Genomic DNA, 14,429 nt, shown 5'->3' on the forward strand with positions numbered 1-14,429 from the left:
GCAACCCCAAACATGCCAAACGCCCGGCAAGCCTACTATCTGGAGACGTGCAGATGACCGACCGCATCGAGATCGCCGGGTTGCGGATTGCCCGGGAGCTCCATGACTTCGTGGCCGAGGAGGCGGCAGTCGGCACCGGCATCGACCCGGAGAAATTCTGGACCGGCTTTTCAGAGATCGTCCACGACCTTGCGCCGAAGAACCGGGCGCTGCTGGCAAAACGCGACGCCATGCAGGAAAAGCTCGACGGCTGGTATCGCGCCAATGGCGCGCCGATCGACATGGAGGCCTACAAAGGCTTCCTGAAGGAGATCGGCTACCTGGTGCCGGAAGGCCCGGCCTTCAGCGTCTCGACCGTCAATGTCGATCCCGAGATCGCCGTCGTCGCCGGACCGCAGCTGGTCGTGCCGGTGATGAACGCGCGCTATGCGCTCAACGCCGCCAATGCCCGCTGGGGCTCGCTCTATGACGCGCTCTACGGCACCGACGCCATTCCCGAGACCGGCGGCGCCGAGAAGGGCAAGGGCTTCAACCCGGCGCGCGGCGCCAAGGTCATCGCCTGGGCCAAGGATTTCCTCGACCAGTCGGTGCCGCTGACATCAGGCAAATGGGCGGGCGTCAACGGGCTCTCGGTCGCCAATGGCGCGCTCAAGGTGGGCGAAGGCGCCGGCGCCACGACGCTCGCCGACCCGAAACAGTTCGCCGGCTATCGCGGCGATGCCGCCAATCCCGAAGCCGTGCTTCTGGTGAAGAACGGCCTGCATATCGAGATTGCAATCGACCGCGCCAACCAGATCGGCAGGACCGATCCCGCGGGCATCGCCGACGTCATCCTGGAATCGGCCTTGACCACCATCCAGGATTGCGAGGATTCGGTCGCCGCCGTGGATGCGCAGGACAAGGTCGTCGTCTATCGCAACTGGCTCGGCCTGATGAAGGGCGACCTTGCCGAAGAGATCACCAAGGGCGGCAAGACGTTCACCCGCACGCTCAACCCCGACCGCCGCTACACGGCGCCCAATGGCGGCCAGCTCTTGCTGCCGGGGCGCTCGCTGATGCTGGTGCGCAATGTCGGCCACCTGATGACCAATCCGGCTATCCTGGATCGCGAGGGCCACGAGGTGCCGGAAGGCATCATGGACGCCGCGATCACCGCGTTGATCGCGCTGCACGATGTCGGCGAAGGTGGCCGCCGCGCCAATTCCCGCGCGGGCTCGATGTATGTCGTGAAGCCAAAGATGCACGGGCCAGAAGAGGTCGCCTTCGCCGTCGAGATTTTCGACCGCGTAGAAGCGCTGCTCGGCATGGCGAAGAACACCATCAAGATGGGCATCATGGACGAGGAGCGGCGCACCACCGTCAACCTCAAGGAAGCGATCCGCGCCGCAAGAGAGCGCGTGGTGTTCATCAACACCGGTTTCCTCGACCGCACCGGCGACGAGATCCACACCTCGATGGAAGCCGGCCCGATGATCCGCAAGGGCGACATGAAGCAGGCCGCCTGGATCTCCGCCTATGAGGCCTGGAATGTCGACACCGGGCTCGAATGCGGGCTTGCCGGCCATGCCCAGATCGGCAAGGGCATGTGGGCGATGCCGGACCTGATGGCGGCGATGCTGGTCGAGAAGATCGCGCATCCCAAGGCCGGCGCCAACACCGCCTGGGTGCCGTCGCCGACGGCCGCGACCCTGCATGCCACGCACTATCACAAGGTCGATGTGCACGCCGTGCAGGCGGCGCTGAAGAGCCGGCCGAAGGCCAAGCTCGACGACATCCTGTCGGTGCCGGTCGCGGTGCGGCCGAACTGGACGCCGGACGAGATCCAGCGCGAGCTCGACAACAACGCGCAAGGCATTCTGGGCTATGTCGTGCGCTGGATCGACCAGGGCGTCGGCTGCTCGAAAGTGCCGGATATCAACGATGTCGGCCTGATGGAGGACCGCGCGACGCTGCGCATCTCCTCGCAGCACATCGCCAACTGGCTGCGCCACAAGGTCTGCTCGGAAATCCAGGTCCGCGATTCGCTGCAGCGCATGGCGGCGATCGTCGACCGCCAGAATGTCGGTGACCCGCTCTACCGGCCGATGGCGCCGGATTTCGACAATTCCATCGCCTTCCAGGCCGCCTGCGACCTGGTGTTCAAAGGGGCGAGCCAGCCCAACGGCTACACCGAGCCGGTGCTGCATAAGCGGCGGCTGGAGCTGAAGGCGCGCGGCAGGCAGGATTCTGCTTGAGTCTGCTGGCTTACCGCCGGCTGGTCGGCGGTTGCGGCCCTCACCCGCCTTTGATCGTGCGCGACAGGAAGACGTCCGTGTGCCTGACATGCGCGGGCGTGTCGCGAAACGGCGCGCAGGGCCTGAAGCCGAACGCCTCGTACACGGCAATCGCGCTTTCCATATAGAAAGTGGTGTGGATCAGCACCATGCGGGCCGGGCTCTTGTCGATCTCCGCCAGGACCGCGCCCATCAGCGCGCGACCTATGCCTTGTCCCCGGAAGGATGCATCGACGAAGAACTTGTGAAGTTCCGCCGTGCCATCGCCGAACGGACCGAAGGCGAGACAGCCCGCCGGCACGTTGCCCGATCGCGCAATGAAGGCCATGGCATCCGGCACACCGAATTGCATTGCCAGTTTATGGCCGCTGGTGCCGGGCTGGAAGAGCGTCCTTATATCCTCCTCCGAGACACCATGGGGCGCGGACGCGTCGACATCCCACTGCGCTAGCCTGCCGCAGAGCATGGCCATGGTCTCGAAGTCTTCGGCGCTGCGCGCCGGCAGAACTGAAATCATCCTTCGCCCCCGCGCGGATCCGTTCCACCATACCACGCAGGTTACCGGGATGCGAACGCATCGTCGAGCGCTCAACGAGGCGGCGACCTCGCAAATCGCTTGACGAATATTTGCCTACCTATTAGTAGGTAGATAACGACATTCGAGGAAAGGTATCCGTCTGTCTGCACATATGAGCGGCCAGAACCGCGCCCAGTCGTCGAGCGGCTGGCTCAAAAACTATTACTATCTACGGTTTGCCGTATCGGCGGCCTGGGTCGCGGTAGCCTTCACCGTCGCTAAGTCGGTTCCGCCGCTCGCCGCGGTCATGCTGGTTGCCTATCCCCTATGGGACGCGCTCGCGAACTATGTCGACGCGCAGCGCAGCGGAGGGCTCGGCCGCAACAAGTCGCAGCTCCTCAATTTCGCCGTCAGCATCCTCACCGCGATCGCGGTCGCCCTCGCGCTTGGCCGCAGCATGAACGCGGTGCTTGCGGTCTATGGGGTCTGGGCGGTCGTCTCCGGCGCATTTCAGCTCCTCACCGCCCTACGCCGCTGGAAGACCAACGGCGCGCAGTGGGCGATGATCCTGAGCGGCGCCCAGTCGGCGCTGGCCGGCCTCTTCTTCGTCAAGATGGCGGGCGGCGCGGAGGCCATCGGCATCGCCAATGTCGCGCCCTACGCCGCCTTCGGCGCCTTCTACTTCCTGGTGTCCGCCGTGTGGCTTTCCGTCAGCGATATGCTTCGCAAGTCGCGGCAGGTGGCGAGTTGAGCTTTCTTCCGTCGGACGTTAGGCATGTCTATGGATAAGCCCTCGAACACCGCCGATGACATCCTGGCCGCCGCGCGAAGCTTCATCGTCGCCGGCGGCTATAACGGGTTCAGCTACGCCGATATCGCCGAGGTCGTCGGTATCCGCAAAGCCAGCATCCATCATCATTTCCCCAGCAAGGTCGACCTCGTGCAGACCCTAGTCAGGCGCTACCTCGAGGATGCCGTGACGGGCATGACGGAGCTTGAGCGCAATGTGCCTGCGCCGCCGGAATTGCTGCGAACCTATGCCGGCTTCTGGGCGCAGTGCATCGAGGACGCGAGCCGGCCGATCTGCGTCTGCGCCTTGCTCGCCAGCGAGCTTCCCGCCCTTCCGCCGGAGGTTGCCGTGGAGGTCCGGGCGTATTTTCAGTTTCTCTCGGGGTGGCTGACCGGCGTCATCGAGCGCGGCGCCGCGCAGGGAGCATTGACGATCTCCGCCGCCCCGCGCGCGGAAGCGGAGGCCTTCATGGCGACTGTGCACGGGGCGATGATTTCCGCGCGGGCCTATGGCGACGTCCTGACTTTCGGCATGATCCTGGCGCCGACGCTGCAGAAGCTGATCCCGGCGACCGATTGAGGAGGAGATCGGCCGGCATCCGCCCCTTTCCGGCGATAAGTTCACGCATGAAGCCGAGCGTCCCGTTGGCGTCCTTACCGGCATCAATTGCCGCTTCAGCACTTTGTCCGCAGATCAGAAAGTGTTCCGCCTTGGACGTTCGGCAATCCCCATTTCCCGCATTGAGTGACTGTTTTGCTACAGGTTTATTAGACAATTAAGATTAAGCTCTTTGCAGTGGCGGCGATAACGAGCGACGCTTGGGAGACAATCGATGCGTTCTATCCTTGGGACTTTCCTGGTTCTGGGCGTGGCCATGACTGGGGCCAATGCCGCTGACATCGTCCAACCCGTGGCCTCCATGGAAGTTCCCTATTCCTGGACCGGCCTTTATGTTGGTGCGAATGCGGGTGGGGCCTTCGGAAAGGTCGATGGCGATTTCATCGGCATTCCTGGGTCGGCAGACATCGGCAATTTCACCGGCGGCGCTTTGGTTGGCGCCAATTATCAGTACGGTCAGTGGGTTCTCGGTATCGAAGGCGATATCAACTACCTGGGTTTCAAGAAAGAATTCTCGCCGGGGGTTGGCGGCGGCGGCCTTGGCGCAGAAGCGAGCGTCGATGCCTTCGGAACGATCCGGGGCCGCGTCGGCTACGCCTTTGATCGCTGGCTTCCTTATGTCACGGCCGGCGTTGCGATGGGTGATGTGAAGATCGATGAGCACGTCTTCGGTGTAGCCAGGACCAAATTCCAGACAGGATATGCAGTCGGCGGCGGTGTTGAATACGCTTTCAGCAACAATTGGACCGCCCGTGCGGAATATCTCTATGTCGACCTCGGCAAGAAAGACTTCGGGTTTGACCCGATCGATCCGTATAACGTGAGGACGAACTTCAGTGTCGTTCGCGCTGCCTTAGCCTACAAATTCTGATTCCGGGCATCGCAATTTGCTCATGATGATGCCGGCGCGGCTGCACGCCAAATCGCGCCGCCGTCAGGAATTGCCTTGAACAAAAAATGACAGAGCTCTTCCCCGTTCCGGCGGCATCAGGTCGCTTCATCAAGCCGCCTGCGCCATCCGCTCCGCGCTCATCCGGTAGGAAATCGCCTCGGCCAGATGGATGCGGCCGACGGTTTCGCTGGCGTCGAGATCGGCCAGCGTGCGGGCGACCTTCAGCACGCGATGATAGGCGCGCGCCGAAAAGCCGAGCTTTTCGCTGGCGTCCTTGAGCAGCGTCAGGCCGGCGGTATCGGGCTTGGCGATCTCCTCGATGATCGAAGGCGGGCAATGCGCGTTGGTGGTGGCGCCCGCTCCCAGTCTTTCCAGCCGTTCGCGCTGCATGGCGCGCGCACGGGCCACGCGCTGCGCCACCGCGGCACTTGTCTCAGCCTTGTCCGGTCGGATCAGGTCGCTCGCCGAGACCGCCGGCACCTCGATCCGAAGGTCGATGCGGTCGAGCAGCGGGCCGGAAATGCGCGCCTGGTATTCGGTGCGGCAGCGGTCGCCGCGCAAGCAGCGATAGCCGGGCTCGCCGGACATGCCGCAGCGGCACGGATTCATCGCCGCCACCAGCTGGATGCGCGCCGGATAGGTGACGCGATGGTTGGCCCGCGCGATCATGCAGTCGCCCGTTTCCAGCGGCTGGCGCAGCGCGTCGAGCGTTTGCGGCGTGAACTCCGGCAACTCGTCGAGGAACAGAACGCCGTGATGGGCGAGCGAGACCTCGCCTGGCCGCGCGCGCAGCCCGCCGCCCACCATTGCCGCCATCGAGGCGGAGTGATGCGGGGCGCGGAACGGCCGCCGGTCCGTCAGCTTGCCTTCGCCGAGCTCGCCGGCGACGGAAGCGATCATCGACACTTCGAGCAGTTCCTTGGGCGCCAGCGGCGGCAGGATCGAGGGCAGGCGCTGCGCCAGCATCGACTTGCCCGAGCCAGGCGGTCCGACCATCAGGAGGTTGTGTCCGCCGGCGGCGGCCACCTCGAGCGCCCGCTTGGCACTCTCCTGGCCCTTGATGTCGGCTAGGTCCGGCAGGTCGCGCGCGGCGAGCTTTATGCCGGCCTCGGGCCGCGACAGCACCTGCGTGCCGCGAAAATGGTTGGCGACTGCGATCAGGCTGCGTGGCGCCAATATGTCGAAATCCTTGCCGGCCCACGCCGCTTCCGGCCCGCAGGCGAAGGGGCAGATCAGGCCCTTGCCTTCGGCATTGGCGCCGATCGCCGCCGGCAGCGCGCCCGCCACGCCGGCGATCGTGCCGTCGAGCGACAATTCGCCAAGCACCACATAACCGGCGAGCATGTCGCCCGGTATGGCGCCGAGCGCCGCCATCAGGCCAAGCGCAATCGGCAGGTCGTAATGGCTGCCTTCCTTGGGAAGATCGGCCGGCGCGAGGTTCACCGTCACCTTCTTCGAAGGCATCGACAGGCCCGATGCGTGCAGCGCCGCTTGTACGCGCTCGCGGCTTTCGGCCACCGCCTTGTCCGGCAGGCCGACGATCTGCATGCCGACCTTGCCCGGCCCGACCATCACCTGGACATCGACCGGCACGGCCTCGATGCCCTGGAAAGCCACCGTGCGAACCCGCGCCACCATGTTTCCCGCCCCCGGATCCAGGCTCCTGCACGGCGCTGCGATCAGCCCACGCAAGACTTCACGCCAGACAACCACAGATTTGTCGCTGAGGCAAGAACATTACAAGAACATCGATTCTGCCGCAGCGACGGTGCGTGGCCGAACCGGCATATTGTCGCCCCCCAGCCTACCGGTCCAGCCACACCTTCTCGAAATGCTGCTCGAGATTGGGATGCGCCGGATTGTCCTTCACCGCCGCCACCGAATGGGTGAACAGCGAGCGCCAGTAAGGCTGGATGAGGATGCCGGAATCCTGGAGGATCTGCTCGACATCCTTCATGATCTCCTTGCGCTTTTCGACGTCCGGCACGGCAAGCGCCTCGTCGAGCTTCTTGTCGAACGCGGGATTGGCGTAGCCGGATTCGTTCCACGCCTCGCCGCTGCGATAGGCGAGCGCGAGATTCTGGACGCCCAGCGGCCGCATGCCCCACGACGTCATCGAGAAGGGATATTTGGTCCAGTTGTTCCAGAAGGTCGAGCCCGGCAGCACGGTGCGCTTCACCTTGAAGCCGGCCTCGCGCAGCTGCGCGGCGATGGCGTCGCCCGTGCTGCGGTGCCAGTCCTCGTCGCCGGTGATCAGCTCATGCTCGAAATCGAGCTGCCCGGCCTCCGCCATCAGCTTTTTGGCGCCTTCGAGGTCGCGCGTCTTCTTCGGCAGCGCGTAATATTCCGGATGCAGCGGGCTGACATGGTGGTTCTCGGCGACCGTGCCCTTGCCGCCATAGCCGAGCGTCAGCACGGCCTGATTGTCGGTCGCCATTTGCAGGGCGCGGCGCACGCGTATGTCGTCATAGGGCTTGTTGGTCACATTGGTGCGGGCAAGGATCGTCGCCGCCGTCACCACTTCCGACTTCACCAGCCCCAGGCCGTCCATGATCGCGACATAGTCGGCGGTGGTCTCGAAATTGGTGTCGATCTCGCCGGCTTCGAAGGCGCTCACCCAGGCGGCCGGATCGGTGCCGTAGTCGATGAACTCGATGCCGTCGAGATAGGCCTCGCCGCCCCACCACTTGCCGTTCTGGCGCCGCTTGACGACGGCCTTGGTGCCGACGTCGTAGGAGACCAGCTCGAACGCGCCGGTGCCGGCCGGATGCGCGATGAGGTTGGCGCCGGCCTTCTCATAGCCGCGATGCACGATCAGCGCCGAATACTCCGTCATCGACGGGATGATCGAGATGTCGGACGAGGACAGTTTCAGCACCACCGTGTGGTCGTCGGTCCTGATGATGGCGCCGTCGCGCGCCTTGCCGGTCTTGGCGTCGATCAGCGCGGTCATGCGGCCGGCCATGGAATTGCCTTCGGCCGCCTTGTCGCACCAGCGTTCGAGGTTGAAGATCACGTCCTCGGCGGTGAAGTCGTCGCCATTGTTCCAGGTCACGCCGCGCCGCAGATTGAGCGTGTATTCGGTGGCGTCGTCATTGACCTTCCAGCTTTCCAGCAGCGAAGGCTTGAACGTGTAGTCGGTGTCGTAGCGCACCAGTGTGTCGAGGAACTGGCGCGCGATATTGGCCATTTCCGGCCAGTCATAGGCGCGCGGGTCCTTCTGCCCCTTGACGAAGGTGGAAACGCGCAGCACGCCGCCCTTCTTCGGCTCGGCGGCACGCGCCGGCGTCGGCGCGGCGAGCCCGATCAGGCCATAGGCGGCCACCGCCGACGCGCCGAAAATGCTTGCCATCGCCAGGAACTCGCGCCGGTGAAGGCATCCGCCCCGGACCTCCGCCGCCAGGCCCTCGACCAGCGCATGATGGCGGTCGAATTCGCAATGCTCGCTATCCTGCCCCATTTATCTCCCAGCTCCGAAAAGATCGACGAACCAGTCCCAGAAGCCGTCGACGTCGATATCGACGGCCACCCGCGCGTTTGGCGGCCTCTTTGATACATTGTTGAAATCGGCGATGGTCATGCCGCGGGTGACCTCGCCGCTGGTTTCCAGATGCACGTAATAGCTTTCGAACCTGAACAGCGACGGTTTTACGATCGCGGCGAGCGCAATCACGTCATGCAGGTTCGGGTCGTCGGCGCCGAATTCGTCCTTGCGCCGCATCATGAAGTCCAGCACCCGCGCCACCACATCCGCTTGCGGACCTGATGCAGCCCTTATCCGGTCGAACACATGGCGCGGCAGCTCCGGCTTCAGCGTGACGTCGAGGCCGACCATCGTCATCGCGCATCCGGATTCGAAGACGATGCGTGCGGCTTCGGGATCGCAATAGAGATTGAACTCCGAGGCCAGGGTCATGTTGCCGCCGCGGATGGCGCCGCCCATGATGGTGATGCGTTTGATCAGCGACGGCAGCTCAGGGTGTTCGATCAGCGCGGTGGCAATGTTGGTCAGCGGCCCGACGGCGAGGATCTCGAGCCTGCCCGGGTGCTGCTTCGCCGCCTCGTGGATCAATTCCGTTACGCCGCCCTCGGCAAAGCCGCGCCGCGCGGCGGGCAGCACCACGTCGCCCAGTCCGGTCGTGCCGTGGCTGACGGCGGTGCACAATGGCCTGGCGAGCGGGCGAGAAGCGCCGACATGCACGGGCGCGTCGCAGCCGAGAAAATCGATCAGATCCAGCGTGTTCCTGGCCGTCTTCTCGATCTCGACATTGCCGCAGACGGCGCCGATCCCGACCAGCTCGATCCTGTCCGCGCAAAGCGTCGCCGCCGCGATGCAGACGGCATCGTCGGTGCCGGTGTCGACATCCATCACCAGCGGGATCCTGGAAAGCATGGTCACGTCGCGGTCTCTTGCGTTGCCGGGCTTGCACTGTGGGACAGCGGAACGGGCATTGGAAAGTCTCATATATCGAGGAGTTAAACGTTTACCTAAGGCAATACCGGCCAGCTGTCAACACGATCGGTCGGCCGGAGCTCCTGCTCGACACCTGGCCTGTCGACTTTGCCGACGTAAGAGGCTACGGGATCAGGGCGACGGTGCTTGGCAAGCAATGCGAGGACATGTGGCGGCGACCATCAAGGATATTGCGAGAGGTGCCGGCGTATCCATCGCCACCGTCTCCAAGGTCCTCAACCGCAAGGACGCCTTCATCAGCGAGGAAACGCGCAACCGCATCTGGTCGCTGGCGCGCGAGCTCAACTACACGCCCAACTCCATTGCCCGCTCGCTGGTCACCCGTCGCTCGCAGGTCCTCGGCATCATCGTTCCGGATATTCTCAACCCCTATTTCACCGAGCTGGTTCGCGCCTGCGACGACGCTGCCCGGCAGCGCGGCTATACGACGATCCTGTGCAACTCGGATGGTATTCCGGATAAGGAGGAGGCGCATCTGGCCTTCCTCGCCGGCCATGGCGTGGACGGCATCGTGCTGGCGGCGAGCGGCGTGATCCCGAATGCCGGCCTGCTGCGGGGCCTGAACATCCCGTTCGTGTCGATGGACCGCGAGGTCCCGGAGCTCGATTGCCTGGCGGCGACCGTCGATACCGACTATCGCAACGGCGCCTTCCAGTCGGCCGGCTACCTGATCGCCAAGGGCCACACCCGCATCGCCTTCCTGAGCGGTTCGGCGGAAAGCTCGAACACCAGGATCAGGCTCGCCGGCTTCGAGGAAGCGCACCGCCAGGCTGGCATCGCCGTCGATCGAAACCTCATCCGCTGCGGCGAGTTCCAGCACAGTTTTGGGCGCCAGGCGACGCGGGACCTGCTGGAAAGCACGCGGTTTTCGGCCATCTGCTGCATGAGCGACATGCTGGCCATCGGCGCCACGGTTGCGCTCCGCGAAAAGGGGCTTGTTGTCCCCGACGACTGCGCCGTCATGGGCTTCGACAACATCTATCTGGCGCCGCTGCTGGAACGCCCGCTGTCGACGATCGACCGCCGCATCTTCGAAGCAGGCACCATCGCCATCGACGCGCTGATCGACTTCCTCGAAGGGCCCGACCGGCGTCGCGCGGCGATCGTGATGGAGCCCAGCGTGGTCGAGCGCAAGACGGCCTAATTGGCGCAGTGGGACGACGCCTGGAGCGCTACCTAATGCATGTCGCGCAAAACCGAGGTCACTTTTGCGCGACATGCATTAGGCGGTGATGAAGGCATCGACCGTACCTGAAAGCGATCGATCGATTGCGATGTGGGGTGGAAGCCACTCCATGACAGGATATCGGAAAGGCCAAGGCATGGCGATCCGGCGCAAAGAGCCGCTTTCCAGAAAAATCTCATTTACAAGGTCTATGAACCGCCCGCGGTCTCGTTCAACTCGTTTCAAAGTTTGCGAACGAATATAAGCCCGGGGGATTCGTCGCTCCTTCAGCGCTAAGACAGCCTCCGCGATGGATCGAGGATCGGGTGGAACTGTAAGCGAATAATCGTCATCCAGATAAAGGTCTCGGCCACCAAGGTTCGGGGTCGTGACAACAGGTAGCCCAGCGAGAAGATATTCTGTGCTGGCGAACATTGGTCCCTCCATTTCAGAGAGACAAATTCCCACGGCTGCACGATTTAGATGCATGTTCACGTGAGCCGGCGCCAATCGGACAGGCTTGCCGGTGCTGTCAAACTCATTGATAAACACGTGACCCGGCGCGAACTCCTTGTGCCGATTTATTCGCGCCCTTTCCGACTCCGTCGTAGATGACCCGACTAAATCACGATAAAAGACAAATGCGCAACGCTCGATGGCAAGAGACAAGTCGTGGCGTTTCCACGAAGCCAGTTGCGCATTGTAGATTGCATCAAATTCTACAGGGACGTTCTTGAGGGGCCTGAATATGTATTCGGAGGTTGTTGAAGTCTTGTTGTGCAGGACGGCCGCCTCACCGGACTGGTTCAAGAGATCAGCCTCGGCTTGTGTGTTGGATAGGAAGATTAGCGAGTGACGGGGGTTCCTAAGTCTATGCAGAACGGCATAGGTCCGGATCGCTTTGACGCTGGAATTGTTTTCGATGGACCAAGTTGGCGAGATGAGAAACCAGGCACGGTGGCTGCGTGGAAGGAGAGGCATGTGACTTGCCAATCCGAGGGGCGTGCCGGACATTCCCGAATAGGATATGAACGGATCGTCCGACAGCAAACTTGCCTGAAGAGCAGGTTGCAACTTCGCCGAAGGGTACCCTTTCCGGAGATAGCGGCGATGACGCAGCATTGCTCCGACAATCTCGAATACGGTAGGAGGGCGATACCCGTGCTGTAGAGTCAACATGCGGCAATTACGCGGCCGACTTCAGCCGCTTCTCCTCCACGCAATCCCAGAACAGGGCAGCTATATCGGCGCCGCCGAAACGCTGCACCTCGCGCACGCCGGTCGGCGAGGTCACGTTGATCTCGGTCATGTAGTCGCCGATCACGTCGATACCGACCAGGATGAAGCCGCGTTCCCTGAGCGCCGGTCCGATGCGGGCGCAGATCTCGCGCTCGCGTTCCGTCAGCTCGGTTTTTTCGGCGCGGCCGCCGACATGCATGTTGGAGCGGGAATCGTGATCGGCCGGCACGCGGTTGATGGCGCCCACCGGCTCGCCGTCGATCAGGATGATGCGCTTGTCGCCCTTGCGCACGTCCTTGAGATAGCGCTGCACGATATAGGGCTCGCGGAACAGCTGGCCGAACATCTCGAGCAGCGAGGCGAGATTGCGGTCGGCTTCAAGCAGATGGAAGATGCCGGCGCCGCCATTGCCGTAGAGCGGCTTGACGATGATGTCGCCGTACTCCTTGCGGAAGGCGGCCACCTCCTGAGGGTCCTTGGTGATCAGCGTCTCCGGCATCAGGTCCGGGAACTTCCGGGCGACCGTGCGAATCCGCGCCACCATCTTTTCTCAAGCCCCCGGATACGGGCTCGCTCGCGGCCCTGCGTCAGGCCGCGAGCGAGACCAAGCCAGACAACCACAGATTTTTGCTTTGGGCAAGAACATTACGGGAACATATCGACGCTGAGGTTATACCAGCCACGCACGATCTTAACGGTGTCCAAGCTGGGGCGGGAGGCACGCGAAAGTCGCGGCATCAACGGCCTCGCCAAAGAAAAACCCTTGTCCGAAGCGGCAATTCATATCCCGTAGACGTGCGCAGTCATCGCCCGTTTGTATCCCCTCCGCTACGACACGAAATCCGAGTTCGTTCGAGATCCTGATGATCGATTCGACGATGATCTGCTTGGAGCGGCTCTCTCCAAGCCCTGTGACAAAGGTGCGATCGATTTTGATCTCCGTAATTGGAAGCTCTTCCAGGTAGCGCAGGTTCGCGTAGCCCGTCCCGAAGTCATCGATCGAGAGCCCGACCCCAAGTTGACGAAGGTCTCTCATTATCGACAGCATTTCAGCGGAGCTTTCGACCATCAAGCCCTCGGTAAGCTCAAGCGTGATCCAGGCGGGATTGACCTCGCGTTCCGACAGAACCTCGGAAACGAATTGCGGCATATCGCGAAGCTTGAATTCGATCGCCGAGACGTTCATCGAGAACTTGAGCGCAGTCGACCGGCCGTCGTTTGTCCGCTGCGCATAGTCCACGACTGCACGCAAACCGCGGAACCCGATGTCAAGTATGAGGCCCGTGTCTTCGGCGTGCTCGATGAATCTACCGGGCTGCTGAGTTCCGAACAGGCCGTGATGCCATCGCAACAAAGCCTCAGCGCCGACCAGAGTCCCCGTGTCCAGCTCGACCTGCGGCTGATAATAAAAACCGAATTCGTCATTGGCCAATGCCTGCTGCATTTCGCGGGTCAGGCGCAGCCGATTGCGGGCCTGCCGCTCATCCTCGGGTTTGAATTCGCGAACCTCCAGGAAAGCCGATGATTTTGATCTGCGCAAGGCAACGCCGGCTTGGCGGGCCAGAGTCATCGCATCGGCCTTCGGGTGTCCGACGACATAACCCATGGCGAACCGCATGTTGATGGTGGCGCCGGCAACGACGAAGCTTTGCGAAAGGACCGATCGGATCGTCGCATTGGTGGTCTCGGCACTTTGGCCGGGCGTCAGCGGATGCGCGACGCCAAATTCGTCTGAGCCGGTCCGCGAGACCACGGCGATGCTCGCTCTGGCGAGCCGCTGCGCAATCTGCTTCAGGACCTGATCGCCGACGTCGTAGCCGTAGCCTTCGTTGATGTCATGGAACCCTGCCATGTCGATCTTGGCGATCAGGATCTGTTCCTGCCGGCCAACCAGGAGATTTCCAATTTCCTCGATAAAGGCATACCGATTGAGGGCACCGGTCAGAAGGTCGGAGCGCGCACTATGCTCGATCTGCTCAGCGGCGTTCTTCACTGCGGTCACATTGCGGATCAATCCGATGTAGTGCGTTGCCTCCTGCCCATCCGCACTGACCGGCACGAGCCGAAGATCATTCCAGAACAGACTGCCGTCTTTGCGATAGTTCCTCAAAGTGACGGATATGCTCGTCCGCCTCGCAATTGCCTCGCTAACCGCATGTATTTCAGGCTGGAGCCGGTCGCTACCTTGCAGAAAGCGGCAGTTTTTCCCGACAAGCTCGCTGCTGACGTAGCCTGTAATCTCCTGGAAGGCTCGGTTGACGTACACCAGCGCGCAATCCTTGTCGCGGAGATCACTGATGGCCACGCCATCTCGTGAGAGATCAGGCAGCCTATTCGTGATTGTTTCCGGTAAGTGGTCGCGAAGCCAGTCCGAGCGTTCATTCCCTGTCGAGGTAACCAGCGCGCCGAAACCGGCCTTGAATTTTGGTGGCATGGCTCGCCTGCAAGACATGTGGGTTCA

The 14,429-nt window shown here is 62.7% G+C and carries 11 protein-coding genes and 1 pseudogene; 5 read left to right on the forward strand and 7 right to left on the reverse strand.

Translation table 11 applies throughout. The features are described 5' to 3' along the window. Positions 1-53 precede the first annotated feature (53 nt). The gene (locus FJ418_RS08710) at positions 54-2,234 is read left to right on the forward strand and encodes a malate synthase G (protein ID WP_140864872.1); all 2,181 of its coding nucleotides are present in this window, start codon (positions 54-56) and stop codon (positions 2,232-2,234) included. Between the two features lie 40 nt (positions 2,235-2,274). On the opposite strand, the gene FJ418_RS08715 is transcribed toward FJ418_RS08710, so the two are convergent. Further along, positions 2,275-2,790 (reverse strand): GNAT family N-acetyltransferase, encoded by a 516-nt coding sequence (locus FJ418_RS08715; protein WP_246682979.1) that lies wholly within the window; start codon positions 2,788-2,790, stop codon positions 2,275-2,277. A 172-nt stretch (positions 2,791-2,962) separates the two neighbouring features. Here FJ418_RS08715 and FJ418_RS08720 point away from each other — a divergent pair, with 172 nt between their 5' ends. The 3 genes from FJ418_RS08720 to FJ418_RS08730 all read left to right on the forward strand — a co-directional run bounded on the left by FJ418_RS08720 (position 2,963) and on the right by FJ418_RS08730 (position 5,069). Continuing rightward, a complete protein-coding gene (locus FJ418_RS08720) occupies positions 2,963-3,541 on the forward strand; it encodes a DUF308 domain-containing protein (RefSeq protein ID WP_140864874.1) in 579 nt (192 codons plus the stop codon). 30 nt (positions 3,542-3,571) lie between these two features. Beyond that, positions 3,572-4,159 (forward strand): TetR/AcrR family transcriptional regulator, encoded by a 588-nt coding sequence (locus FJ418_RS08725; RefSeq protein ID WP_140783154.1) that lies wholly within the window; start codon positions 3,572-3,574, stop codon positions 4,157-4,159. 253 nt (positions 4,160-4,412) lie between these two features. Then, positions 4,413-5,069, forward strand: coding sequence for an outer membrane protein (locus FJ418_RS08730; RefSeq protein ID WP_140864876.1), 657 nt, complete (start codon positions 4,413-4,415; stop codon positions 5,067-5,069). Positions 5,070-5,198: 129 nt separating this feature from the next. On the opposite strand, the gene FJ418_RS08735 is transcribed toward FJ418_RS08730, so the two are convergent. The 3 genes from FJ418_RS08735 to FJ418_RS08745 all read right to left on the reverse strand — a co-directional run bounded on the left by FJ418_RS08735 (position 5,199) and on the right by FJ418_RS08745 (position 9,483). Beyond that, entirely contained in the window at positions 5,199-6,728 is a 1,530-nt protein-coding gene (locus FJ418_RS08735) for a YifB family Mg chelatase-like AAA ATPase (protein ID WP_140864878.1), read from the reverse strand. Between the two features lie 166 nt (positions 6,729-6,894). Next, positions 6,895-8,550: an ABC transporter substrate-binding protein gene (locus FJ418_RS08740; RefSeq protein ID WP_140864880.1), complete on the reverse strand. Its 1,656-nt coding sequence runs from the start codon at positions 8,548-8,550 to the stop codon at positions 6,895-6,897. Then, positions 8,551-9,483 carry a nucleoside hydrolase gene (locus tag FJ418_RS08745; RefSeq protein WP_246682992.1) on the reverse strand — a complete coding sequence of 311 codons (933 nt, stop codon included), beginning with the start codon at positions 9,481-9,483 and terminating at the stop codon, positions 8,551-8,553. It lies immediately after the preceding gene. Between the two features lie 229 nt (positions 9,484-9,712). Between FJ418_RS08745 and FJ418_RS08750 the strand changes: the two genes are divergently transcribed. Beyond that, positions 9,713-10,708 (forward strand): LacI family DNA-binding transcriptional regulator, encoded by a 996-nt coding sequence (locus tag FJ418_RS08750; protein ID WP_181166874.1) that lies wholly within the window; start codon positions 9,713-9,715, stop codon positions 10,706-10,708. Positions 10,709-10,786: 78 nt separating this feature from the next. Here FJ418_RS08750 and FJ418_RS08755 read toward each other — a convergent pair whose 3' ends face one another. The 3 genes and pseudogenes from FJ418_RS08755 to FJ418_RS08765 all read right to left on the reverse strand — a co-directional run bounded on the left by FJ418_RS08755 (position 10,787) and on the right by FJ418_RS08765 (position 14,402). Next, a complete protein-coding gene (locus FJ418_RS08755) occupies positions 10,787-11,851 on the reverse strand; it encodes a glycosyltransferase (protein WP_140864886.1) in 1,065 nt (354 codons plus the stop codon). A gap of 64 nt (positions 11,852-11,915) precedes the next feature. Beyond that, positions 11,916-12,482, reverse strand: a pseudogene (gene gshB, locus FJ418_RS08760) (glutathione synthase); the annotation flags it as partial. A gap of 177 nt (positions 12,483-12,659) precedes the next feature. Then, a complete protein-coding gene (locus FJ418_RS08765; protein WP_181166875.1) occupies positions 12,660-14,402 on the reverse strand; it encodes a GGDEF domain-containing phosphodiesterase in 1,743 nt (580 codons plus the stop codon). Positions 14,403-14,429 lie beyond the last annotated feature (27 nt).

The sequence above is a fragment of the Mesorhizobium sp. B2-8-3 genome (assembly GCF_006440815.1).
GTDB lineage: Bacteria > Pseudomonadota > Alphaproteobacteria > Rhizobiales > Rhizobiaceae > Mesorhizobium.